Genomic DNA, 23,195 nt, shown 5'->3' with positions numbered 1-23,195 from the left:
CGAGGTGACGTAGGCGTGGCTCTTCCGCCCCTTACCCCTGAACAGCGCGCAGCCGCGCTCGAAAAGGCCGCCGCGGCTCGCCGGGAGCGGGCCGAGGTCAAGAATCGACTCAAGCACTCCGGCGCCTCCCTCCACGAGGTCATCAAGCAGGGCCAGGAGAACGACGTCATCGGGAAGATGAAGGTCTCCGCACTGCTGGAATCCCTGCCTGGCGTCGGCAAGGTCCGCGCCAAGCAGATCATGGAGCGTCTCGGCATCTCCGAGAGCCGCCGGGTCAGGGGTCTTGGCTCCAACCAGATCGCATCCCTGGAGCGTGAGTTCGGCGGCAGTCCCGCCTGACGTTCTCAGGCACTCCTGAGAACCTGGATAATCGCTCCATGGCTGCAACATCCCGGGGGACGTCCCCCGTACCCCCGGACGTACGTCCGCGGCTGACCGTGCTCTCCGGCCCCTCGGGGGTCGGCAAGAGCACGGTCGTCGCCCATATGCGCTCCGTGCACCCCGAGGTCTGGCTCTCCGTGTCGGCGACGACACGCAAGCCGCGCCCCGGGGAGCGCAACGGCGTCCACTACTTCTTCGTGGACGACGAGGAGTTCGACAAGCTCATCGCCAACGGCGAGCTGCTGGAGTGGGCCGAGTTCGCGGGCAACCGCTACGGCACACCCCGCCGGGCCGTGCTGGACCGCCTGGAGGCGGGCGAGCCGGTCCTGCTGGAGATCGACCTCCAGGGCGCCCGGCTGGTCCGCCAGTCGATGGACGACGCGCGTCTGGTCTTCCTGGCCCCGCCGAGCTGGGAGGAGCTGGTCCGCCGGCTCACCGGCCGGGGCACCGAGGCCCCCGAGGTCATCGAGCGCCGGCTCGACGCCGCCAAGGTCGAGCTGGCCGCCGAGGCGGAGTTCGATACGACGCTCGTCAACACCTCCGTCGAGGATGTGGCACGCGAGCTGCTAGCCTTGATGCTTCAGGCCTAGATCCCGGCGATCGTCAAGATCACTCGGATCTTTGATCTACACCCCCTTCGGAAGGCAGAGAGTGTCCTCTTCCATCACCACGCCCGAGGGCATCATCAACCCGCCGATTGATGAGCTCCTCGAGGCCACCGACTCGAAGTACAGCCTGGTGATCTACGCGGCCAAGCGCGCCCGTCAGATCAACGCGTACTACTCGCAGCTCGGTGAAGGCCTCCTCGAGTACGTCGGTCCGCTCGTCGACACCCACGTGCACGAGAAGCCGCTGTCGATCGCGCTCCGCGAGATCAACGCGGGCCTGCTGACCTCCGAGGCCATCGAGGGCCCCGCGCAGTAACGCAGCAGCACCACAGCACCTTCACTCCAGGCCCGGCGGCCCGTCCGCCGGGCCTGAGGTGTGTCCGGGGCCGGATGAACGCGCCGCGCGCGGTGAGGCAGCATGGGACGCACATGTTGCCGTTACGGTGCCGAGTGCGGGGAGACGCAGTGGACAAGCCGAAGGTGGTCCTGGGGGTCAGCGGGGGCATCGCCGCCTACAAGGCGTGCGAGCTGCTGCGCCGGCTGACCGAGTCCGGCCACGACGTACGGGTCGTCCCGACCGCCGCGTCGCTGCACTTCGTGGGCGCGGCCACCTGGTCGGCGCTCTCCGGCCACCCCGTGTCCGACGAGGTCTGGCAGGACGTCCACGAGGTCCCGCACGTGCGGATCGGGCAGGGGGCCGACCTCGTGGTGGTCGCCCCGGCCACGGCGGACATGCTGGCCAAGGCCGCCCACGGGCTCGCCGACGACCTGCTCACCAACACGCTCCTGACCGCCCGCTGTCCCGTGGTCTTCGCCCCCGCCATGCACACCGAGATGTGGGAGCACCCGGCCACCCAGGAGAACGTCGCCACCCTGCGCCGCCGGGGCGCCGTCGTCATCGAGCCCGCCGTCGGGCGGCTCACCGGCGTCGACACCGGCAAGGGCCGGCTGCCCGACCCCGGCGAGATCTTCGAGGTCTGCCGCCGGGTGCTGGCGCGCGGGGTTCCCGAGCCCGACCTCGCGGGCCGCCATGTGGTGATCAGCGCCGGCGGCACCCGCGAGCCGCTCGACCCGGTGCGCTTCCTGGGGAACCGCTCCTCCGGCAAGCAGGGGTACGCGCTGGCGCGCACCGCCGTGGCCCGGGGAGCCCGGGTCACCCTGATCGAGGCCAACACCGGGCTGCCCGACCCGGCCGGGGCCGATGTCCTGCGGGTCGGCACCGCCGTCCAGCTCCGCGAGGCCGTGGTGAAGGCCGCCGCCGACGCGGACGTCGTGGTGATGGCGGCCGCGGTGGCCGACTTCCGCCCCTCCGAGTACGCCACCGGCAAGATCAAGAAGAAGGACGGCGAGGAGGCGCCCGCGCTCACCCTGGTCCGTAACCCCGACATCCTCGCCGAGGTCGCGGGGGAGCGGGCCCGGCCGGACCAGATCGTCGTCGGATTCGCCGCCGAGACCGACGACGTGCTGGCCAACGGCCGGGCCAAGCTCCGCCGCAAGGGCTGCGACCTCCTCGTGGTCAACGAGGTGGGGGAGCGCAAGACCTTCGGCTCGGAGGAGAACGAAGCAGTCGTCCTCGCCGCCGACGGCCAGGAGACCCCGGTGCCGTACGGCCCCAAGGAATCCCTCGCCGACACGATCTGGGATCTGGTTTCCGTCAGGTTCCAGTCGAATCCCGCTTCAGCCCTTCGGTCGAGCGAAAACGCCTCATAACGCCGAAAAAGGCAGCCGGGCGGGGTGAATTGTCCTACTGGTGCCCTGTGTGGCGCACCTCACGAACCTCCCAAAGGGCGAGACGCCTGGCCCGATCGCCGGAAGTGACCGATAAACTGGCCGACGGTACGCGCCGAGCGCAGCTCTCGGACGGACCACCCATGATCAGCCAGCAGCCGCTGCAACCCCAGGGAGCGATGTGTCCCGCCGTCTTTTCACCTCGGAATCCGTCACCGAGGGTCACCCCGACAAGATCGCTGACCAGATCAGCGACACGATTCTCGACGCGCTCCTGCGCGAGGACCCCTCCTCGCGTGTCGCCGTCGAGACCTTGATCACCACCGGTCTGGTGCATGTCGCGGGCGAGGTCACCACCAAGGCCTACGCCGACATCCCCAACCTCGTGCGCAACAAGGTTCTGGAGATCGGTTACGACTCCTCCAAAAAGGGCTTCGACGGTGCTTCCTGTGGCGTCTCGGTGTCGATCGGCGCCCAGTCGCCGGACATCGCCCAGGGCGTCGACACCGCGTACGAGAAGCGGGTCGAGGGCGACGAGGACGAGCTCGACAAGCAGGGCGCGGGCGACCAGGGCCTGATGTTCGGCTACGCCTGCGACGAGACCCCGGAGCTCATGCCGCTCCCGATCCACATCGCGCACCGCCTCTCCCGGCGGCTGTCCGAGGTGCGCAAGAACGGGACCATCCCCTACCTGCGCCCCGACGGCAAGACCCAGGTCACCATCGAGTACGACGGTGACAAGGCGGTCCGTCTCGACACGGTGGTCGTCTCCTCGCAGCACGCCTCGGACATCGACCTGGACTCGCTGCTCGCGCCCGACATCCGCGAGTTCGTCGTCGAGCACGTGCTCGCGCAGCTCGTCGAGGACGGCATCAAGCTGGACACCGAGGGCTACCGCCTCCTGGTGAACCCGACCGGCCGCTTCGAGATCGGCGGCCCGATGGGCGACGCCGGCCTCACCGGCCGCAAGATCATCATCGACACCTACGGCGGCATGGCCCGCCACGGTGGCGGCGCCTTCTCGGGCAAGGACCCGTCCAAGGTCGACCGCTCCGCGGCGTACGCGATGCGCTGGGTCGCGAAGAACGTCGTGGCCGCCGGTCTCGCCGCCCGCTGCGAGGTCCAGGTCGCGTACGCGATCGGCAAGGCCGAGCCCGTCGGTCTCTTCGTCGAGACCTTCGGCACCGCCGCGATCGACACCGAGAAGATCGAGAACGCGATCGCCGAGGTCTTCGACCTCCGCCCGGCCGCGATCATCCGGGACCTCGACCTGCTCCGCCCGATCTACGCCCAGACCGCCGCTTACGGCCACTTCGGCCGGGAGCTGCCGGACTTCACCTGGGAGCGCACGGACCGCGTGGACGCGCTGCGCGCGGCCGCGGGTCTGTAAGGGCCGTACGAGCACCGGCACTGAGTGACGGCGGGGCCCGGACACCGAAGACGGTGGCCGGGCCCCGCTGCTGTGCCCCCCCCACGACTGTGCGTGCTCTCCGGACTGTCAGTGCCCTCTGGTAAGAATGCAGCTGTGAGCAGCGAGAACGAGCAGCCCGCCGAACCGGGGGCCGGGCCGCCGGAGCAGCTTGCGCTGATCCGGGAGACCGTGCGCCGGGCGAAGGTGCCGCGCGCCAAGCCGCGGACCTGGCGCGGCGCGCCCCTCGCCGAGGAGCTGCCCGTCGCCCGCGTCCTGGTCAACAAGGGCGTCCTCCACCTCGACCAGTTCTTCGACTACGCGGTGCCCCAGGAGCTGGACGCCGACGCACAGCCGGGCGTCCGGGTGCGGGTCCGCTTCGGGGCCGGCGGGCGCAACGTCCAGGGCGGACGGCGCGAGGGCGGCGGCCTGATCGACGGCTTCATCGTCGAGCGCCGCGCCGACTCCGACTACCGGGGCACGCTGGCCGCCCTCGCCTCCGTGGTCTCCCCGGAGCCGGTCCTCGGGCCCGAGCTGCTCGCCCTCTGCCGCGCCGTCGCCGACCGGTACGCGGGCAGCCTCGCCGACGTCCTCCAGCTCGCCGTCCCGCCCCGCAACGGCCGCGCCGAGGCCAAGCCCTCCCCGGATCCGCTGCCGCCGCCCCCGCCCCCGGACCCGGGCACCTGGGAGCGGTACGGCCAGGGCCCGGCCTTCCTGCGCGCCCTGGCCGAGGGCGGCGCCCCGCGCGCGGTGTGGACCGCCCTGCCCGGACCGCACTGGCCCGCGGAGATCGCCGGGGCCGTCGCTGCGACGCTCTCCTCCGGGCGCGGCGCACTCGTCGTCGTCCCGGACGGGCGGTCCGCCGCACGGGTCGACGCGGCCCTGACCGAGACGCTCGGCGCGGGGCGGCACGCCCTGCTGACCGCCGAATCCGGCCCCGAGAAGCGCTACCGGCAATGGCTGGCGGTACGCCGGGGCTCGGTGCGGGCCGTCGTGGGCACCCGGGCCGCCATGTTCGCCCCCGTCCGCGACCTCGGCCTCGTCGTCGTCTGGGACGACGGCGACTCCAGCCACAGCGACGACAACGCCCCCTTCCCCCATGTCCGCGAGGTCCTGGAGCTGCGGGCGGCCCAGGGCCGCTGCGGCTTCCTGCTCGGCGGGACCAGCTGCACGGTCGAGGCCGCCCAGCTCGTGGAGAGCGGCTGGGCGCTGCCGCTCCTCGCGGACCGCGAGCGGCTGCGCCGGGCCGCACCCCTCATCCGTACGGTCGGGGACGGCGAGCTGGCCCGGGACGGGGCCGCCCGCTCCGCCCGGCTGCCCAGCCTCGCCTGGGGCGCCGTGCGCGACGGACTGCGCACCGGACCGGTCCTGGTCCAGGTCCCGAGGCGCGGTTACGCCCCCCGCCTCGCCTGCGAACGCTGCCGAACCCCCGCCCGCTGCCGGCACTGCGCGGGCCCCCTGGAGGCGCCGGACCAGCAGGATCTGAACTGCGCCTGGTGCGGGCAGGCCGAGCGGGCGTGGAGCTGCGCGGAGTGCGGCTCCACCCGGCTGCGTGCCCGGATCGTCGGCGCCCGCCGCACGGCGGAGGAGCTGGGCCGGGCCTTTCCCGCCGTGCCCGTCCGCACCTCGGGGCGCGACCACATCCTCGACTCGGTGCCCGACGCCCCGGCCCTGGTCGTCTCCACGCCCGGCGCCGAGCCCGTCGCCGAGGGCGGGTATGCGGCGGCCCTGCTCCTGGACGGCTGGGCCATGCTCGGCCGGCCCGATCTGCGCGCGGGGGAGGAGGCGCTGCGCCGGTGGCTGGCGGCGTCGGCGCTGGTGCGGGGGCAGGAGGAGGGCGGCACGGTGGTGGTCGTGGCCGAGCCGACGGAGCGTGCGGTGCAGGCGCTGGTCCGCTGGGATCCGGCGGGGTTCGCCCGGCGGGAGCTGGCGGAGCGGGCCGAGCTGGGCTTCCCGCCGGTCTCCCGGATGGCCTCGGTGACCGGCCCGCCCGAGGCCTTGGCCGCGTTCCTCCAGAACGCCGGGCTGCCGCCGGAGGCCGAGATCCTGGGACCGGTGCCGGCCCCTTCGGCCGGGCCCGGGAGGGCCCGCAGGCCGGGGGACGCGCCACCGGGCGAGACCTGGGAGCGGGCCCTGGTCCGGGTGGTCCCGGGGCGCGGGGCGGCGCTCGCCCGCGCCTTGAAGACGGCGCTCGCGGCCCGTACGGCCAAGGGCGCGGGAGAACCGATACGGATCAGGATCGACCCGCCCGACATCGGCTGAGCCGGTGCCGGAGTCCCGCGAGCCGGGTCCGGACCGCGCCGGAGCCGCCCGCGGTCCTCGGGGCCCGGGCCCCGGACAGGGAACTGCCCCGCCGTGCGACCGGCACGGAGGGGCAGAAGGGCGGCGTGCGGTCAGCCGTTGCGCGGGCCCGGGAACGCGCCGGGGCGCAGCTCCTCGCGGGCCGGCTGCGGGGCCGTCGACGGCTGCGGCGGCATCGAGCGGGCCGCCGGGACCGAGGGCACCGGGGAGCCGGACCCCTTGGCGGAGGATCCGGTCAGGCCGGTGCCGACGGAGACCGGGCGCGGCGCGGCGGTGTTCTCGCCACCCGCCTCGGCGGCGGGCTGCGGGGTGGCGCGGCGTGTTCCGTAACGGCGGTGGACGGCCTGCTTGGTGACGCCGAGGGCGGAGCCCACCGCGTCCCAGGAGAAGCCCAGCGAGCGGTCGAAGTCCACCGCGGCCGTCACCAGGGTCTCGACGCTGTCCCGCAGTTCCTGCGCGAGGCGGACGGTGGGGGCCGGGGCCCTGCCGTAGACGACGAAGCCCGCGGAAGGGCCGGAGCGGCGCGGACGGTAGACGTTGCCCAACTGGGCGGTGAGGGTGCGCAGCGCGTCCACCTGCCGCCTGACCCGCTCGATGTCCCGCACCAGAAGATGCAGACTGGCCCGCGCTTGGGCGTCGTGCGTTGCGTGGTCGGCCATGAAGAAGCCTCTCGAACCGGCGTTGAAAGGGATCGGGCCGCGATCGGGGCGGCCCGCTTCGGTCAATCTCCTTTGACCAACGCCCGAGCCGGGGATGTGGTCACGCTATCGGGGCGTATGTGCATATGCACGGGGCGTGCGCGGCGCGCGTACGCCCCCCGGTCGCCGCCCCGCGCAAGGGAGTCGCCGCCCCCGCGACAGGGGAGCGGCCGGGCCCGGTCCGACCGGAGACTCTAGACTGGTGTGCTGCTCGTCACCGTACGTCTTGGCCCGAGAGGCAGTCAGCCACCCATGAAGCTCGTCTTCGCCGGCACCCCCGAAGTCGCCGTCCCCGCCCTGGACGCCCTGATCGCCTCCGACCGCCATGAGGTGGCCGCCGTCGTGACCCGTCCCGACGCCCCCGCCGGGCGGGGCCGCCGACTCGTCGCGAGCCCGGTGGCCGAGCGGGCGGAGGAGGCCGGGATCGAGGTGCTCAAGCCCGTCAAGCCCCGGGACGAGGAGTTCCTCGCCCGGCTGCGCGAGATCGCCCCGGACTGCTGCCCGGTCGTCGCCTACGGCGCCCTGCTGCCCAAGGTCGCCCTCGACGTGCCCGCCCGGGGCTGGGTCAACCTGCACTTCTCGCTGCTGCCCGCCTGGCGGGGCGCCGCGCCCGTGCAGCACTCCCTGATGGCCGGGGACGAGGTCACCGGCGCGTCGACCTTCCTGATCGAGGAGGGGCTCGACTCCGGCCCGGTCTACGGCGTCCTCACGGAGGAGATCCGTCCCACCGACACCAGCGGCGACCTCCTCACCCGGCTCGCCTTCGCCGGGGCAGGGCTGCTCGCCGCCACCATGGACGGCATCGAGGACGACACGCTGCACGCCGTGCCCCAGCCGCACGAGGGCGTGACGCTGGCCCCGAAGATCACCGTCGAGGACGCCCAGGTCCAGTGGTCCGCGCCCGCCCTGCGGGTCGACCGGGTGGTGCGCGGCTGCACCCCGGCCCCCGGCGCCTGGACCCTGTTCCGCGGCGAGCGGCTCAAGCTGATCCAGGCGACCCCCGTCCTGGACCGCACGGACCTGGCCCCCGGCGAGCTGTCGGCCGCCAAGAACAACGTGTACGTGGGCACCGGATCGCACGCCGTCGAGCTGCTCTGGGTCCAGCCGCAGGGCAAGAAGCCGATGCGCGCCGCCGACTGGGCGCGCGGCGTCCGCATCGCCCACGGCGAGCTGCTGGGCCTGTAGCACGGCTCGCAGGGGCGCGGGGCGGCGTCCGGGGCGGCTCGGAGTCCGGTCCCCGGGCCGCCCGGGCCGCTGTTCGGGAGGGCCGGGACGGCGTCGTACGCTGGGAGAGTTCGCACCTCTCACCATCAGCGGAGCACCTTTCACGTGAACGACCAGCCGCGTCGCCGTCCCGCCAATCCCCACCGCCGGCCCAAGAAGGACCCGGTCCGCTTCCTCGCCTTCGAGGCGCTGCGGGCCGTCGACGAGCGCGACGCGTACGCCAACCTCGTGCTGCCCCCGCTGCTGAAGAAGGCCCGTGCCAAGGGCGACTTCGACGGCCGGGACGCGGCGCTGGCGACCGAGCTGGTCTACGGGACGCTGCGCCGCCAGGGCACGTACGACGCGATCGTGGCGGCCTGCATCGACCGGCCGCTGCGCGAGGTCGACCCGCCGGTCCTGGACGTCCTGAACATGGGCGTCCACCAGCTGCTCGGCACCCGGATCCCCACCCACGCGGCCGTCTCCGCCAGTGTGGAGCTGGCCCGGGTGGTGCTGGGGGAGGGGCGTGCGAAGTTCGTCAACGCGGTGCTGCGCAAGGTCACCGCGCACGACCTCGACGGCTGGGTGGAGAAGGTCGCCCCGCCGTACGACCAGGACGCCGAGGACCACCTCGCCGTCGTCCACTCCCACCCCCGCTGGATCGTCTCCGCCCTCTGGGACGCGCTGGGCGGCGGCCGGGCGGGCATCGAGGACCTGCTGGAGGCGGACAACGAGCGGCCCGAGGTGACCCTGGTCGCCCGCCCCGGCCGCTCCACCACCGAGGAGCTGGTCAAGGCCCTGGGCGAGGACAACAGCTTGCCCGGCCGCTGGTCGCCGTACGCCGTCCGGATGGCCGAGGGCGGCGAGCCCGGCGCGCTGGACGCCGTCCGGGAGAGCCGGGCGGGCGTCCAGGACGAGGGCAGCCAGCTCGTCGCCGCCGCCCTGGCCGCCGCCCCCGTCGAGGGCCGCGACACCCGCTGGCTGGACGGCTGCGCGGGCCCCGGCGGCAAGGCCGCCCTGCTCGCGGCGCTGGCCGCCGAGCGCGGCGCGACACTGCTCGCCGCCGAGAAGCAGCCCCACCGCGCCCGGCTGGTCGAGCGGGCTCTCGCCGGCAACCCCGGCCCGTACCAGGTGATCACCGCCGACGGCACCCGCCCGCCGTGGCTGCCCGGCACCTTCGACCGCATCCTGATGGACGTGCCCTGCTCCGGACTCGGCGCGCTGCGCCGCCGCCCGGAGTCCCGCTGGCGGCGTCGCGCCGAGGACCTGGAGGCCTTCGCCCCGCTCCAGCGCGGCCTGCTGCGTGAGGCGTTGAAGGCCGTACGGGTCGGCGGCGTGGTCGGTTACGCCACCTGCTCGCCGCATCTCGCGGAGACCCGGGTGGTCGTCGAGGACGTGCTCAAGGGGCGCGGCGGGGAGCCGGTCGAGGCGGAGTGGATCGACGCCCGCCCGCTGATGTCCGGGGTGCCCGCCCTGGGCGAGGGGCCCGACATCCAGCTCTGGCCGCATCTGCACGGCACGGACGCGATGTATCTGGCTCTGCTGCGCCGGACCGGCTGAATATCAGCGCGTCAGGGCACCCGCCCGTACGGCAAAGGAACAGTAAAGCGCTGGCAAAATGCCCAGAATGTGCGGACTGTGAGGGCCGTGTGAGGCTTCGGAGGGCATCGAGGCGGGGAACCGGCCGCAGACGTGGCAGGCTTGGGTCATGGCGCAGATCAACCCCAGCATCCTGTCCGCCGATTTCGCGCGTCTCGCCGAGGAGGCGAAGGCCGTCGAAGGCGCGGACTGGCTCCATGTCGATGTCATGGACAACCACTTCGTGCCCAACCTGACCCTCGGCGTGCCGATCGTCGAGGCGCTCAGCAAGGCCACGGACACCCCGCTGGACTGCCACCTCATGATCGAGGACGCGGACCGCTGGGCCCCGCGGTACGTCGAGGCCGGCGCCGGGTCCGTCACCTTCCACGCCGAGGCCGCCGCCGCGCCGGTGCGCCTCGCGCGGGAGATCCGGGCGAAGGGGGCGCGCGCCTCGATGGCGCTCAAGCCCGCGACGCCCATCGAGCCGTACGAGGACCTGCTCCCCGAGCTGGACATGCTGCTGATCATGACGGTCGAGCCGGGCTTCGGCGGGCAGGCCTTCCTGGACATCATGCTGCCGAAGATCCGCCGCACCCGGGAGCTGATCAGCAAGCACGGCCTCGAACTGTGGCTCCAGGTGGACGGCGGGGTCTCGGCCGCCACCATCGAGCGCTGCGCCGAGGCCGGAGCCGATGTCTTCGTGGCCGGATCCGCGGTCTACGGGGCGGCGGACCCGGCGGCGGCGGTGCGGGACCTGCGGGCCCTGGCGGACGTGGCGACGGCCGCGGCCCCCTGGGCGTGCGACCACTGAACCAAGGGCAGATGAACGCGGTCCGACAGGGCCGATCAAGGATCGCCGGATCTGACAGGATGAACGGCGTATCGGGCGTGTGAACAGCAGTGAGGAGATCGCGGTGTCTGGCATCTCGGCGGGTCGGTCAGCCATGCGGATGGGACCCGCGGAGCTGGTGCAGGCGGCGGCCATGGCCCGCCGGTTCTACCTGGAGGGCAAGTCCAAGATCCAGATCGCCGAGGAGTTCGGCGTGAGCCGCTTCAAGGTGGCCCGGGTCCTGGAGACCGCCCTCGAACGCGATCTCGTACGCATCGAGATCCGAGTCCCGGCCGAGCTGGACGCCGAACGCTCCGACGCCCTGCGCGCCCGCTACGGGCTGCGGCACGCGGTGGTCGTCGAATCCCCGGCCGAGGAGCAGGAGGACGCCCCCGACCCGGAGAACCTGGGCGAGGTCGCGGCCGACCTCCTGGGCGAGCTGGTGGCCGAGGGCGATGTGCTCGGCCTGGCCTGGGGCCGCTCCACCATCCACATGGCGGCCGCTCTCGACCGGCTGCCGCCCTGCACGGTCGTCCAGCTGACCGGGGTGTACGACGCGGGCACCGCCGAGCGCGGCTCGGTCGAGGCGGTCCGCCGGGCCGCCCAGGTCTCCGGCGGCGAGGCCCACCCCATCTACGCCCCGATGCTGCTGCCCGACCCCGCGACGGCCGCCGCGCTGCGCGACCAGACGGGCATCGCCCGCGCCTTCGAGTACTTCGACAAGGTCACCGTCGCCGCCGTCTCCATCGGCTCCTGGGAGCCGGGCATCTCCACGGTCCACGACATGCTCTCGGACGAGGAGCGCGCCCACTACGCCTCGCTCGGCGTCGCCGCCGAGATGTCCGCGCACCTCTTCGACGCCGAGGGCCGCCGGGTCGGCCGCGACCTGGGGGAGCGCTGCATCACCGTGGAGGCGGACCGGCTGCGCCGGATCCCCGAGGTGGTCGCGATCGCGGGCGGCCAGCGCAAGGCGGCGGCGATCGGCGCGGTGCTCCGCTCCGGCCTGGTCACCAGCCTGGTCACGGACACCGCAGCGGCCGACTACCTGCTCACCGAGTCCGCCGCGGGGGTCCGTCCGGCGCTGGAGCGGGCCGACCCCGACGGGGAGTGACACCGAGGGACGACATGCCGAGGGCCGTGCACCCCGCAGGGTGCACGGCCCTCGGTCCCTCAGCCGGCCGGGGGCGCCTTGGCCGCGCACGGGGCGGGGGCGGCGGCCTCGGTGCGCGCGGGCGGGACGCCCAGCACCGTCTCCTCCAGATACTCCTCGGGCTCCTCGTACTGCCCCACGTCCGCAGGGTTGTAGCGGGGCGTCTGGCGCGACCAGTCCAGGTTGCCGCGCATCCAGCTCCGCATCCCGTCGAGGTAGGGCACCAGCAGCCCCGACAGCTCCGGATACAGCTCCAGCAGCTCGTCCTCGGCGGTCAGGAACCGCTCGGTCTCCATCGCGAGGCGCTCCGCGACGTGGTCCAGCGCCTGCTGCTCCCCGAGGCCCCGGTGGTGGCGGACCAGGTGGACGAGGTTGTGGATCTCGCCGAGCACCTGCTCCTTCTCGAAGGAGTACACGTCGTTCGCCCAGCACACGTGGTTGCACGCGGCTTCCAGAGCGGTGATGAAGCGGGGGTCGTTGTGGAGCGACTCCGGCGCCTCGATGCCCGCCACGATCTCTATGAGGTCCATGCAGACGTGGATGGCCCCGGTGTGCCGCCGCTTGGCGATGTACGTCTCCTCCGAGGGCACCACGTCCTCGGCGCGGTTGCCCGCCTCCCAGGTCGTGGCGGTCGTGAGGTAGGTGACCAGATGCCAGGCGAACCGGGTCCGCCAGTGCGGGGCCGCGTTCGGCGTCGTACGTTTCCACAGATCGGCCAGGGCGGTCACGGCGGCGGGGACCTCTTCCCCCGGCAGCGGCTCGGGGGCGGAGCCGTCGACGACCGCGCGCATCCGTTCGACCACGCTTCTCACCCGGTCGGGTGAACGGCCGAGGTGGCCGTCGTCGAGCTGGTCGTCGACCAGGAAGAGCCAGACGAACCAGTCGGCCACCAGATCGAGGTGTTCCTCGTCGGCCGTCGGGTAGACCATGCCGACGAACGCCCCGAAATCGGCTTGTTCGAATCGGTTCCTCGCGGACTCGCGATGGACCAGACCCGTCTGTCTGGTCCAGGCGTCCAGATGCCCCCGGGTGTGTCCCACGTGCGGGTTGGTCCGCTGCGGGAACGGGCAGTAGATGTCCGGCAGTTCGCTGTCCACAGGCGGATCGGGATCCTCTCCGGTCATACGGTGTGCCCAGGGTTGCCGACGAGCCGGATCGACGCTTCCGACACCCCCGAGACCTGCGGCTTTGAAGCTACCTGACCCCTTGTCACCCGGTCCAGGGATGGTGATCACGAATGATTCGAATCCCGTTCGGGTACAGTCCGTGGGTAAGGCAGGTTCACTTGCCCGGGACCCCCGGCCGCCTCTTCGGAGGATCAGACGAAAGCGGGGGTCTTTTGCTGTGTCTTCGGGGAAACGACCTGCGCGGTTTCGTATGAAAAAATGAGAGTTATGCGTTTTCTTGAGCCGGGCACCGGTCGTTACACAGAGTCCCCCGCGGTCCCGTACGACCTCACGTACGACGACGTCTTCATGGTCCCGGGCCGCTCCGCGGTCGGCTCCCGCCAGGGCGTGGACCTCTCGTCGCCCGACGGGACCGGTACCACCATTCCGCTCGTGGTCGCCAACATGACCGCCATCGCGGGCCGCCGGATGGCCGAAACCGTCGCCCGCCGCGGCGGCCTCGTCGTCATCCCCCAGGACATCCCGATCGAGGTCGTCACCGACGTCATCTCCTGGGTCAAGACGCGCCACCTCGTCCTCGACACCCCGATCGAGCTGGCCCCCGGCCAGACTGTTGCCGACGCGCTCTCGCTGCTGCCCAAGCGGGCGCACGGCGCGGGCGTCGTCGTCGACGCCGACCGCCGCCCCGTCGGTGTCGTGACCGAGCACGACCTCAGCGGCGTCGACCGCTTCACCCAGCTCTCCGAGGTCATGACCAAGGACCTCGTGCTGCTGGACGCGGACATCGACCCGCGCGACGCGTTCAACAAGCTCGACGGCGCCAACCGCAAGCTCGCCCCCGCGGTCGACGCGGACGGCCGCCTCGTCGGCATCCTCACCCGCAAGGCGGCCCTGCGCGCCACGCTCTACAGCCCCGCCACCGACGCCGAGGGCAAGCTGCGCATCGCGGCCGCCGTCGGCATCAACGGCGACGTGGCCGGCAAGGCCAAGCAGCTCCTGGACGCGGGCGCCGACGTCCTCGTCGTGGACACCGCCCACGGCCACCAGGAATCCATGATCAGCGCGGTGAAGGCCGTACGGGCCCTCGACCCGCAGGTGCCGATCGTCGCGGGCAACATCGTCGCCGCCGAGGGCGTGCGCGACCTGATCGAGGCGGGCGCGGACATCATCAAGGTCGGCGTCGGCCCCGGCGCCATGTGCACCACCCGGATGATGACCGGCGTCGGCCGGCCGCAGTTCTCCGCCGTCCTGGAGTGCGCCGCCGAGGCGAAGAAGCACGGCAAGCACGTCTGGGCGGACGGCGGTGTCCGGCACCCGCGCGACGTCGCCATGGCGCTCGCCGCCGGCGCGTCCAACGTGATGATCGGCTCCTGGTTCGCGGGCACCTACGAGTCGCCCGGCGACCTCCAGCAGTCCGCCGACGGCCGCTTCTACAAGGAGTCCTTCGGGATGGCCTCGGCCCGCGCCGTGAAGAACCGCACCTCGGACGAGTCCGCCTACGACCGCGCCCGCAAGGCGCTCTTCGAGGAGGGCATCTCCACCTCGCGGATGTTCCTCGACCCGACCCGCCCGGGCGTCGAGGACCTCATCGACTCGATCATCGCGGGTGTCCGCTCCTCCTGCACCTACGCCGGTGCCGGCTCGCTCGCGGAGTTCGCCGAGAAGGCGGTCGTCGGCGTCCAGAGCGCCGCCGGTTACGCCGAGGGCAAGCCCCTGCACGCCAGCTGGAGTTGATCCCCCGATCACCCCAACGACCCCGCCCCCTCAGGCAGTTTCACGCCTGAGGGGGCGGCGTCGTTTCCGGCCTGCCCGAGTGGCCGGGTGAGCGCTTCAACTCTGTTGAGATCTCAGTAATATGAACCGCAATCAGCTGCCTGCCTCTCTGCGGTAAGGGATCTCATGTCCTTCTTCACTGACCTGGCCCACCAGTACATCGACGGCGAGTGGAGGCCGGGGAAGGGGTCCTGGGACATCATCGACTTCAACCCGTTCGACGGGGAGAAGCTCGCCTCGATCCCGGTCGCCACCGCCGACGAGGTCGACCAGGCCTACCGGGCCGCCGAGCGCGCGCAGCAGGCATGGGCGGACACCAACCCGTACAGCAGGCGGGCCGTCCTGGAGAAGGCGCTGCGCATCGTCGAGGAGCGCGAGCCGGAGATCGGCGAGGCGATCGTCGCCGAGCTCGGCGGCACCCGGCTGAAGGCCGCCTTCGAACTGCACCTGGCCAAGGAGTTCCTCCGCGAGGCGATCCAGCTGGCGCTGCGGCCCGCCGGACAGATCCTCCCCTCGCCGACCGAGGGCAAGGAGAACCGCGTCTACCGCGTGCCCGTCGGCGTCGTCGGGGTGATCAGCCCGTTCAACTTCCCCTTCCTGCTCTCGCTGAAGTCCGTCGCGCCCGCGCTGGCCCTCGGCAACGCCGTCGTCCTCAAGCCGCACCAGAACACCCCGATCTGTGGCGGCACCCTGCTGGCCAAGGTCTTCGAGGACGCCGGGCTCCCCGCCGGGCTGCTGAACGTCGTGATCACCGACATCGCGGAGATCGGCGACACCCTGCTGGAGCACCCCGTGCCGCAGGTCATCTCCTTCACCGGCTCGGACAAGGTCGGCCGCCACGTCGCCACCGTCTGCGCCCAGAACCTCAAGCGCGCCGTCCTCGAACTCGGCGGCAACAGCGCCCTGATCGTGCTCGACGACGCGGATGTCGACTACGCCGTCGACGCGGCGGTCTTCAGCCGGTACGTCCACCAGGGCCAGGTCTGCATGGCCGCCAACCGCATCCTGGTCGACCGCGCGGTCGAGGCCGAGTTCACCGAGAAGTTCGTCGCCAAGGTCGCGTCCCTCACCGTCGGCGACCCCGCCGACCCGGCCACCCAGATCGGCCCGCTGATCAACTCCTCGCAGGCCGAGTCCGTCTCCAAGCTCGTCGACCAGACCGTGGCGGCCGGGGCGACGGCCCTCCTGCACGGCCGCGCCGACGGCAACCTGGTCAGCCCCTCCGTGCTGACCGGCCTGGCCGCCGACTCGCCCGTCCTGCACCAGGAGATCTTCGGGCCCGTCGCCCTGCTGATCCCCTTCGACGGCGAGGACGAGGCCGTCCGGATCGCCAACGACACCCCGTACGGCCTCAGCGGTGCCGTCCACACCGGCAACATCGAGCGCGGCGTCCGGGTCGGGCAGCGCATCCACACCGGCATGATCCACATCAACGACGGCACCGTCCACGACGAGCCGATCGTCCCCTTCGGCGGCGAGAAGAGCTCCGGTCTCGGCCGGCTGAACGGCGACTCGATGATCGAGGCGTTCACCACCCAGAAGTGGATCTCCATCCAGCACGGCCGCTCGCAGTTCCCCTTCTGACGGCCTGCTCCGCCGCTCCGGGCGGGCTCGGAGCGGCGACCCGTGGTCTACTGCGGGAGGCGGCACACACCGCCTCCCGCAAGCCGACCCACCGCAGAGAAGTGAACCGCCCGACGTGCGCCTGAACGACCTCGACGAACGCATCGTCCACGCCCTCGCCGAAGACGCCCGGCGCTCCTACGCCGACATCGGCGCCATCGTCGGCCTCTCCGCCCCCGCCGTGAAACGCCGCGTCGACCGGCTGCGCGCCGAGGGCGCGATCACCGGCTTCACCGTGCGGGTCGACCCGGCGGCGCTCGGCTGGGAGACCGAGGGGTTCATCGAGATCTACTGCAGCCGCAACACCTCCCCGGACGCCATCAAGCAGGGCCTCGCCCGCTACCCGGAGATCGCCTCGGCCTCCACGGTGACCGGCGAGGCGGACGCGGTGGTGCAGGTCTTCGCCGCCGACATGCGCCACTTCGAACAGGTCCTGGAGCGCATCGCGGGGGAGCCGTACGTGGAACGTACGAAGTCGGTGCTGGTGCTCTCGCCACTGCTGCGCCGGTACTCCGCGGAGGCCCCGCCGGCCTGAAACGGGTGGCGCACATCACCCCGCTGACCTGCGGTGATGCCCGACGCAACGATTCGCCGCCTTCGGCCCTTCCCGCGCAACGAATCAACGGTCGACGCGCAACACTCGCGCCTTGTCCGGGCCGATCCGTGCCACGTACCTTCGATACGTCTCCCCACCCCGCCCGCACCGCCCGAGGTCAGCCATGCCGTCGTTGCGTACCGCCCTGCTCCAGAGCTCCGGACGGCCCGGCGTCGTCGCCGAGAACCTGAAGGCGCTCGACGAGGCCGCCGCCCGGGCCGCCGACGCGGGAGCCCGGCTGCTGGTGGCGCCCGAGCTGTTCCTCACCGGATACGCCATCGGCGACGCCGTGCCCGAGCTGGCCGAGCCCGCCGACGGACCCGGCTCGGCGGCGATCGCCGAGATCGCCGTACGCCACGGCCTCGCCGTCCTCTACGGCTACCCCGAGCGCGACGGGGAGCGGATCTTCAACGCCTCCCAGCTCATCGGCGCCGACGGCGTCCGGCTCGCGAACTACCGCAAGACCCACCTGTTCGGCTGCTTCGAGCAGGAGTGGTTCACCCCCGGTGAGCAGACCGTCGTCCAGGCCGACCTCGACGGCATCCGCATCGGCCTGCTGATCTGCTACGACGTCGAGTTCCCGGAGAACGTCCGGGCGCACGCCCTGGCCGGCACCGATCTGCTGCTGGTGCCCACCGCGCAGATGCACCCCTTCCAGTTCGTCGCCGAATCCGTCGTCCCCGTACGGGCCTTCGAGAACCAGATGTACGTGGCGTACGTCAACCGCACCGGGCCGGAAGGGGAGTTCGAGTTCGTCGGGCTCAGCTGCCTGGCCGGCCCCGACGGGGTGGTGCGCACCCGCGCCGGACGCGGCGAGGAACTCGTGATCGGCGAGGTGGACCCGGAGTTCCTGGCCGCATCGCGCGCCGCCAACCCGTATCTGGCAGACCGCCGCCCCGGCCTCTACGGCTCCCTCGCCTGAGCCCGTCCCCTCCCCGAACTTCCGTACCGCGCAAGGAGTCCGTACCCCATGACGTCCACGGTGCCCAACGCCGTCCAGCACACCGACGCGGCCGCCCCGCCGATCACCATGTTCGGGCCGGACTTCCCCTACGCGTACGACGACTTCCTCGCCCACCCGGCGGGCCTCGGGCAGATACCGGCGACCGAGCACGGTCAGGAGGTCGCCGTCATCGGCGGCGGGCTCTCGGGCGTCATCGCCGCGTACGAGCTGATGAAGATGGGCCTCAAGCCCGTGGTCTACGAGGCCGACCAGATCGGCGGCCGGCTGCGCACTGTCGGCTTCGACGGCTGCGACGGAGACCTCACCGCCGAGATGGGCGCGATGCGCTTCCCGCCCTCCTCCACGGCGCTCCAGCACTACATCGACCTGGTGGGCCTGGAGACGCGGCCCTTCCCCAACCCGCTCTCCCCGGCCACGCCCTCGACCGTCGTGGACCTCAAGGGCGAGTCGCACTACGCCGAGACCATCGACGACCTGCCGCAGGTCTACCGCGATGTCGCCGAGGCCTGGAACGCCTGTCTGGAGGAGGGCGCCGACTTCTCCGACATGAACCGGGCGCTGCGCGAGCGCGACGTTCCGCGCATCCGGGAGATCTGGTCGCAGCTCGTCGAGCGGCTCGACAACCAGACCTTCTACGGCTTCCTCTGCGAGTCCGAGGCCTTCAAGTCCTTCCGGCACCGCGAGATCTTCGGCCAGGTCGGCTTCGGCACCGGCGGCTGGGACACCGACTTCCCCAACTCCATCCTGGAGATCCTGCGCGTCGTCTACACCGAGGCCGACGACCACCACCGCGGCATCGTCGGCGGCAGCCAGCAGCTTCCGCTGCGCCTGTGGGACCGCGAGCCGCAGAAGATCGTCCACTGGCCGCTCGGCACCTCGCTCTCCTCCCTGCACGGCGGCGAGCCGCGCGGCGCCGTGACCCGGCTGACCCGTACGGCGGGCAACCGCATCACGGTCACCGACGCCACCGGCGACATCCGCACCTTCCGGGCCGCGGTCTTCACCGGCCAGTCCTGGCTGCTGCTCTCCAAGATCGCCTGCGATGACGCGCTCTTCCCGATCGACCACTGGACGGCGATGGAGCGCACCCACTACATGGAGTCGTCCAAGCTGTTCGTGCCGGTCGACCGGCCGTTCTGGCTGGACAAGGAAGAGACCACCGGCCGCGACACCATGTCGATGACGCTCACCGACCGGATGACCCGGGGGACGTACCTCCTGGACGAAGGGCCGGACAGGCCCGCCGTCATCTGCCTCTCCTACACGTGGTGTGACGACAGCCTGAAGTGGCTGCCGCTCTCCCCGAAGGAGCGCATGGAGGTCATGCTCAAGTCGCTCGGCGAGATCTACCCGAACGTCGACATCCGCAGCCACATCATCGGCAACCCGGTCACCGTCTCCTGGGAGAACGAGCCCTGGTTCATGGGCGCGTTCAAGGCCAACCTGCCCGGCCACTACCGCTACCAGCGGCGGCTGTTCACCCACTTCATGCAGGACCGGCTGCCGGAGGACAAGCGGGGCATCTTCCTCGCCGGGGACGACATCTCCTGGACGGCCGGCTGGGCCGAGGGCGCCGTGCAGACCGCGCTGAACGCCGTGTGGGGCGTCATGCACCAGTTCGGCGGGGCGACGGACGCGACCAACCCCGGCCCTGGCGACGTCTTCGACGAGATCGCGCCGGTGGAGCTTCCGGAGGACTGAGTCCGGGGCCGTACCGGCGCGGGCGTCAGCGGCACGGGGTGAGCAGAAGCCGCCCCACCAAGCCCGCGCCCGCGTCGGTACGCTGCCGGAACTCCTCGGCCGGCGCGGGGAATCCGCGCAGCCGCCAGAGCGTCCGGGCCGCCGACCAGGCCGCCTCGCGGGCCCGCTCCAGGCTCCAGGAACTCACCAGATGGGTCAGCGGATCCGCGATCTCCAACAGCTCGGGACCCGGCATCAGTTCGTCGTGGATCCGCTCCTCCAGCACGGCGAGGAGTTCGCCCACGCGCTCGAACTCCCCTTCCAGGTCCGGTGGTTCGCAGTCGAGCGTACGACAGGTGTCCACCACCGCCAGGACAAGATCGTGGCCCACGTGCGCCTGGAGACCGCTGAGGGCGAACTGCAGCGGACGTACGCCGGGATGGCGGCGGCAGGGGAGCAGCGGGCGCCAGCACTCCGGCGGCCGCCCGCCCGCCGTGGCCGTCTCGGCGGCCGACAGATAGCGCTCGGCGCACCGTACGCCCAGCAGGGCGGCGGCTTTCCGGTCGTCGGGTCTGCCCCTCCCAAGGTCCGGGGCCACCCGCTCGACGACCTCCAGATAGGCGGCGTTGAAGACCGCCACCCCCTCCCCGGACGGCCACCGGGAACGCAATTGCCGCATACGTTCGATCACCGGGGAGCCGCCCGTCGGCGGGCCGCCGCCTAGGGCCGGTACTGCGGACTGCTCGATCTGCGTCATGCGCGGAGCGTCCCAGCCCTAGGCTCGCCACGGCACCGACCGGCCCGACTATTCATCGGAACGGACGAACAGCGGTGCCGGAAAAGGGGATCGAGGAGTGCCGGGCACCCGCGTACGACGCCGCACCGCTCACCGTGAACGCCGCCGCGCGGCCCGCCGCCACGCCCTGCTCGCCGTCGCCTCGGCGGTCGTGGCGATCGGCGCGACGGCCGGGCTGATCGACGCGGGCCACCAGGACGGGCGTGACACGGCCCGCCCCGAACCCACGCCCCCGCCGGTCCTCCAGCCGCTCCCCGCCGTCCCCACGCCCACGGCCCCCGCCCCGTCCGCCTCCTCCGCGCGCCCCGCTCCGGCCCCGTCCCCCTCCCGCACCACGGCCCACCCGAGCGCCGCCCCCACGCCCCCGCCCGCCCGGCCCACGGGGCCCGCACCCGCGCCCCGTAACCGCCTCTTCCGGCACCCGCACTCCCAGGTCCTGGACTGGGTGCGGGCGAACCCCGACGACCCGCGCCGCCCGGTCATCGAGTCCCGGATCGCGGAGCGGCCCGCCGCCGTCTGGTTCGCCGCCCACAACCCCGTCGAGATAGCCGGGCAGGTCCGTGCGGTCACCCGGGGCGCGGCCGCCGCGGGCAGGACCCCGGTGCTCGTCCCGTACGCGATACCCGACCGGGACTGCGGCGGCGCGTCCCGGGGCGGCGCCCCGGACCTCGCGGCGTACGACGCGTGGATACGGGAGTTCGCCCAGGGGCTCGGCGCGGGGGCGGCGATCGTGATCCTGGAACCGGACGCCATCGCCCTCTCCGACTGCCTCACCGCCCCCGAACGCGCCGCCCGCTTCGCCTCACTGGCCCGCGCCGGCCGCACCCTGCGCACCGCCAACCCGCGGGCCCGGGTCTACTTCGACGGCGGCCACTCGGGCTGGCACACCCCCGCGAAACAGGCCGCCGCGCTGCGGGCCGCCGGAGCGGCCACCAACGGCGACGGCATCTTCACCAACGTGGCCAACTTCCACCGCACCGCGGACGAGACCGCCTACGCCCGCCGGGTCCTCGCCGCACTCGGCGGCCCGGCCGGCCTCGGCGCGGTGGTCGACACCAGCCGCAACGGCAACGGCGCGCCCGCCGCCGGTAAGTGGTGCGACCCGGCGGGCCGGGCGCTGGGGCAGCCCCCGACGACGCGCACCGGTGAGTCCCGGATCGACGCGTACCTGTGGGTGAAGCTGCCGGGGGAGTCGGACGGCTGCTCGGGCGCGGCGGGTTCCTTCACGCCGGAGTACGCCTATGCCCTGGCGACCGGGTGAGCCTCCGTACGGCCTGATCCCGGGCCGCCAGGCCCGCCTCAGCCCTTCTCGGGCCCCGGCTTCTCGTCGTACGCCGACGTCCCGGCGTCCAGCAGTGGTTCCTCGGTCTTGAGGTGGGCCGGGGCGAAGGCCCGCAGCACGTGGTAGCCGGTGATCACGACGAGCGTGCCGAGCGCGATGCCGCTGAGCTCGAAGTTGTCGGTGATCTTCAGGCTGACCCCGCCGACGCCGATGATGATGCCCGCGGCGGCCGGCACGAGGTTGAGCGGATTGCGCAGGTCCACCCGGCCGTTGAGCCAGATCTGCGCGCCGAGCAGGCCGATCATCCCGTACAGGATCACGGTGATCCCGCCGAGCACCCCGCCCGGGATCGCGGCGACGACCGCGCCGAACTTGGGGCACAGGCCGAAGAGCAGGGCGAAGCAGGCGGCGGCCCAGTAGGCGGCCGTGGAGTAGACGCGGGTGGCGGCCATCACGCCGATGTTCTCGGAGTACGTGGTGTTGGGCGGCCCGCCCACGGCGGTGGAGAGCATGGAGGCCGCGCCGTCCGCCGCGATGGCGGTGCCGAGCTTGTCGTCCAGCGGGTCGCCGGTCATCTCGCCGACGGCCTTGACGTGCCCGGCGTTCTCCGCGACCAGCGCGATCACCACGGGCAGCGCCACCAGGATCGCCGACCACTCGAAGGCGGGCGCGTGGAAGGACGGCAGCCCGATCCAGTCGGCCTGGCCGACGGCCGAGAGGTCCAGGCGCCAGTGGTCGACGGCCTCCGCCCCGCCGGCCGGGGAGTGGATCTTCCCGAAGACCAGGTCCAGCACCCAGGACAGCACGTACCCGAAGACCAGCCCCAGGAAGATCGCGATCCGGGAGAGGAAGCCGCGCAGGCACACCACGGCGAGGCCGGTGAACAGCATCACCGCCAGCGCCGTCCACTGGTCCTGCGGCCAGTACGTCGAGGCGGTCACCGGCGCCAGGTTGAAGCCGATCAGCATCACGACCGCGCCCGTCACCACCGGCGGCATCGCCGCGTGGATGATCCGCGCACCGAACCGCTGCACGGCCAGACCCACCAGGAACAGGGCCGCGCCGACCACCAGCACCGCGCCCGTCACGGTCGCGCTGTCCCCGCCGCTCGCCCGGATCGTGGCCGCGACGCCGACGAAGGAGAGCGAGCAGCCCAGATAGCTGGGCACCCGGCCCTTGGTCGCCAGCAGGAAGATCGCGGTCGCGACACCGGACATCATGATCGCGAGGTTCGGGTCCAGGCCCATCAGGACCGGGGCGACGAACGACGCTCCGAACATCGCGACGACGTGCTGGGCGCCGAGCCCGAACGTACGGGGCCAGGTGAGCCGTTCGTCGGGGCGGACCACCGCCCCGGGCGCGGGGGTCTTCCCGTCGCCGTGCAAGGTCCAGCGCACGCCGAGGCTCATGGTTGCTCCCTGAAGGTCTGCTCGGTGTGCCGACCGGTCTGCGAGCCGGGGTTCGGTGT

The 23,195-nt window shown here is 72.4% G+C and carries 20 protein-coding genes; 16 read left to right on the top strand and 4 right to left on the bottom strand.

Annotation, left to right across the window (positions count from 1 at the left end):
- The first annotated feature begins 15 nt into the window (after positions 1-15).
- The 6 genes from IE134_RS17790 to IE134_RS17765 all read left to right on the top strand — a co-directional run bounded on the left by IE134_RS17790 (position 16) and on the right by IE134_RS17765 (position 6,387).
- Entirely contained in the window at positions 16-339 is a 324-nt protein-coding gene (locus IE134_RS17790) for an integration host factor (protein ID WP_003970367.1), read from the top strand.
- A gap of 38 nt (positions 340-377) precedes the next feature.
- Positions 378-971, top strand: coding sequence for a guanylate kinase (gene gmk / locus IE134_RS17785; RefSeq protein WP_023608339.1), 594 nt, complete (start codon positions 378-380; stop codon positions 969-971).
- A 61-nt stretch (positions 972-1,032) separates the two neighbouring features.
- Positions 1,033-1,305: a DNA-directed RNA polymerase subunit omega gene (gene rpoZ, locus IE134_RS17780; protein ID WP_003970369.1), complete on the top strand. Its 273-nt coding sequence runs from the start codon at positions 1,033-1,035 to the stop codon at positions 1,303-1,305.
- 149 nt (positions 1,306-1,454) lie between these two features.
- A complete protein-coding gene (coaBC, locus tag IE134_RS17775; RefSeq protein ID WP_098017014.1) occupies positions 1,455-2,699 on the top strand; it encodes a bifunctional phosphopantothenoylcysteine decarboxylase/phosphopantothenate--cysteine ligase CoaBC in 1,245 nt (414 codons plus the stop codon).
- A gap of 199 nt (positions 2,700-2,898) precedes the next feature.
- A complete protein-coding gene (gene metK, locus IE134_RS17770) occupies positions 2,899-4,107 on the top strand; it encodes a methionine adenosyltransferase (RefSeq protein WP_006123164.1) in 1,209 nt (402 codons plus the stop codon).
- A gap of 135 nt (positions 4,108-4,242) precedes the next feature.
- Positions 4,243-6,387, top strand: coding sequence for a primosomal protein N' (locus IE134_RS17765; protein WP_189431028.1), 2,145 nt, complete (start codon positions 4,243-4,245; stop codon positions 6,385-6,387).
- A gap of 131 nt (positions 6,388-6,518) precedes the next feature.
- Here IE134_RS17765 and IE134_RS17760 read toward each other — a convergent pair whose 3' ends face one another.
- Positions 6,519-7,085 (bottom strand): hypothetical protein, encoded by a 567-nt coding sequence (locus IE134_RS17760; RefSeq protein ID WP_030712638.1) that lies wholly within the window; start codon positions 7,083-7,085, stop codon positions 6,519-6,521.
- Positions 7,086-7,376: 291 nt separating this feature from the next.
- Between IE134_RS17760 and fmt the strand changes: the two genes are divergently transcribed.
- The 4 genes from fmt to IE134_RS17740 all read left to right on the top strand — a co-directional run bounded on the left by fmt (position 7,377) and on the right by IE134_RS17740 (position 11,848).
- On the top strand, positions 7,377-8,309 hold the full coding sequence (gene fmt / locus IE134_RS17755; RefSeq protein WP_097878791.1) for a methionyl-tRNA formyltransferase: 933 nt from the start codon (positions 7,377-7,379) through the stop codon (positions 8,307-8,309).
- Positions 8,310-8,453: 144 nt separating this feature from the next.
- Positions 8,454-9,887 carry an RsmB/NOP family class I SAM-dependent RNA methyltransferase gene (locus IE134_RS17750; RefSeq protein WP_098017012.1) on the top strand — a complete coding sequence of 478 codons (1,434 nt, stop codon included), beginning with the start codon at positions 8,454-8,456 and terminating at the stop codon, positions 9,885-9,887.
- A 148-nt stretch (positions 9,888-10,035) separates the two neighbouring features.
- Complete coding sequence (gene rpe, locus IE134_RS17745; protein WP_030712647.1) at positions 10,036-10,719, top strand: ribulose-phosphate 3-epimerase; 684 nt, start codon at positions 10,036-10,038, stop codon at positions 10,717-10,719.
- A gap of 133 nt (positions 10,720-10,852) precedes the next feature.
- A complete protein-coding gene (locus tag IE134_RS17740; RefSeq protein WP_030712649.1) occupies positions 10,853-11,848 on the top strand; it encodes a sugar-binding transcriptional regulator in 996 nt (331 codons plus the stop codon).
- Between the two features lie 59 nt (positions 11,849-11,907).
- Here the strand turns inward: IE134_RS17740 and IE134_RS17735 are convergent, their stop codons facing one another.
- Positions 11,908-12,984: a terpene synthase family protein gene (locus IE134_RS17735; protein WP_030712652.1), complete on the bottom strand. Its 1,077-nt coding sequence runs from the start codon at positions 12,982-12,984 to the stop codon at positions 11,908-11,910.
- Positions 12,985-13,281: 297 nt separating this feature from the next.
- Between IE134_RS17735 and IE134_RS17730 the strand changes: the two genes are divergently transcribed.
- The 5 genes from IE134_RS17730 to IE134_RS17710 all read left to right on the top strand — a co-directional run bounded on the left by IE134_RS17730 (position 13,282) and on the right by IE134_RS17710 (position 19,670).
- On the top strand, positions 13,282-14,748 hold the full coding sequence (locus IE134_RS17730; RefSeq protein ID WP_030712655.1) for a GuaB1 family IMP dehydrogenase-related protein: 1,467 nt from the start codon (positions 13,282-13,284) through the stop codon (positions 14,746-14,748).
- A gap of 165 nt (positions 14,749-14,913) precedes the next feature.
- Complete coding sequence (locus IE134_RS17725) at positions 14,914-16,371, top strand: aldehyde dehydrogenase family protein (RefSeq protein ID WP_030712661.1); 1,458 nt, start codon at positions 14,914-14,916, stop codon at positions 16,369-16,371.
- 115 nt (positions 16,372-16,486) lie between these two features.
- On the top strand, positions 16,487-16,945 hold the full coding sequence (locus IE134_RS17720) for an Lrp/AsnC family transcriptional regulator (protein WP_003970382.1): 459 nt from the start codon (positions 16,487-16,489) through the stop codon (positions 16,943-16,945).
- A 184-nt stretch (positions 16,946-17,129) separates the two neighbouring features.
- Complete coding sequence (locus tag IE134_RS17715; RefSeq protein ID WP_098017010.1) at positions 17,130-17,927, top strand: carbon-nitrogen hydrolase family protein; 798 nt, start codon at positions 17,130-17,132, stop codon at positions 17,925-17,927.
- Between the two features lie 48 nt (positions 17,928-17,975).
- Positions 17,976-19,670: a flavin monoamine oxidase family protein gene (locus tag IE134_RS17710; protein ID WP_098017009.1), complete on the top strand. Its 1,695-nt coding sequence runs from the start codon at positions 17,976-17,978 to the stop codon at positions 19,668-19,670.
- A 25-nt stretch (positions 19,671-19,695) separates the two neighbouring features.
- On the opposite strand, the gene IE134_RS17705 is transcribed toward IE134_RS17710, so the two are convergent.
- Positions 19,696-20,406 (bottom strand): DUF5995 family protein, encoded by a 711-nt coding sequence (locus IE134_RS17705; RefSeq protein ID WP_189431026.1) that lies wholly within the window; start codon positions 20,404-20,406, stop codon positions 19,696-19,698.
- Between the two features lie 97 nt (positions 20,407-20,503).
- On the opposite strand from IE134_RS17705, the gene IE134_RS17700 reads away from it, so the two are divergent.
- A complete protein-coding gene (locus IE134_RS17700) occupies positions 20,504-21,706 on the top strand; it encodes a glycoside hydrolase family 6 protein (protein ID WP_189431023.1) in 1,203 nt (400 codons plus the stop codon).
- Positions 21,707-21,744: 38 nt separating this feature from the next.
- Here the strand turns inward: IE134_RS17700 and IE134_RS17695 are convergent, their stop codons facing one another.
- The gene (locus tag IE134_RS17695) at positions 21,745-23,136 is read right to left on the bottom strand and encodes a uracil-xanthine permease family protein (RefSeq protein WP_098017006.1); all 1,392 of its coding nucleotides are present in this window, start codon (positions 23,134-23,136) and stop codon (positions 21,745-21,747) included.
- Positions 23,137-23,195: the final 59 nt, after the last annotated feature.

The organism is Streptomyces rubiginosohelvolus (genome assembly GCF_014649875.1).
Lineage (GTDB): Bacteria > Actinomycetota > Actinomycetes > Streptomycetales > Streptomycetaceae > Streptomyces > Streptomyces rubiginosohelvolus.
Note: the sequence above shows the minus strand (reverse complement) of the source record. Positions and strands in the feature narration are given on the sequence as shown.

Bases quoted from the DNA above. Each gene is read 5' to 3' on its own strand.
- gmk (WP_023608339.1), top strand. From the start codon at position 378: ATGGCTGCAACATCCCGGGGGACGTCCCCCGTACCCCCGGACGTACGT.
- IE134_RS17760 (WP_030712638.1), bottom strand. From the start codon at position 7,085: ATGGCCGACCACGCAACGCACGACGCCCAAGCGCGGGCCAGTCTGCAT.
- fmt (WP_097878791.1), top strand. From the start codon at position 7,377: ATGAAGCTCGTCTTCGCCGGCACCCCCGAAGTCGCCGTCCCCGCCCTG.
- rpe (WP_030712647.1), top strand. From the start codon at position 10,036: ATGGCGCAGATCAACCCCAGCATCCTGTCCGCCGATTTCGCGCGTCTC.
- IE134_RS17740 (WP_030712649.1), top strand. From the start codon at position 10,853: ATGCGGATGGGACCCGCGGAGCTGGTGCAGGCGGCGGCCATGGCCCGC.
- IE134_RS17730 (WP_030712655.1), top strand. From the start codon at position 13,282: ATGCGTTTTCTTGAGCCGGGCACCGGTCGTTACACAGAGTCCCCCGCG.
- IE134_RS17725 (WP_030712661.1), top strand. From the start codon at position 14,914: ATGTCCTTCTTCACTGACCTGGCCCACCAGTACATCGACGGCGAGTGG.
- IE134_RS17715 (WP_098017010.1), top strand. From the start codon at position 17,130: ATGCCGTCGTTGCGTACCGCCCTGCTCCAGAGCTCCGGACGGCCCGGC.
- IE134_RS17710 (WP_098017009.1), top strand. From the start codon at position 17,976: ATGACGTCCACGGTGCCCAACGCCGTCCAGCACACCGACGCGGCCGCC.
- IE134_RS17705 (WP_189431026.1), bottom strand. From the start codon at position 20,406: ATGACGCAGATCGAGCAGTCCGCAGTACCGGCCCTAGGCGGCGGCCCG.
- IE134_RS17695 (WP_098017006.1), bottom strand. From the start codon at position 23,136: ATGAGCCTCGGCGTGCGCTGGACCTTGCACGGCGACGGGAAGACCCCC.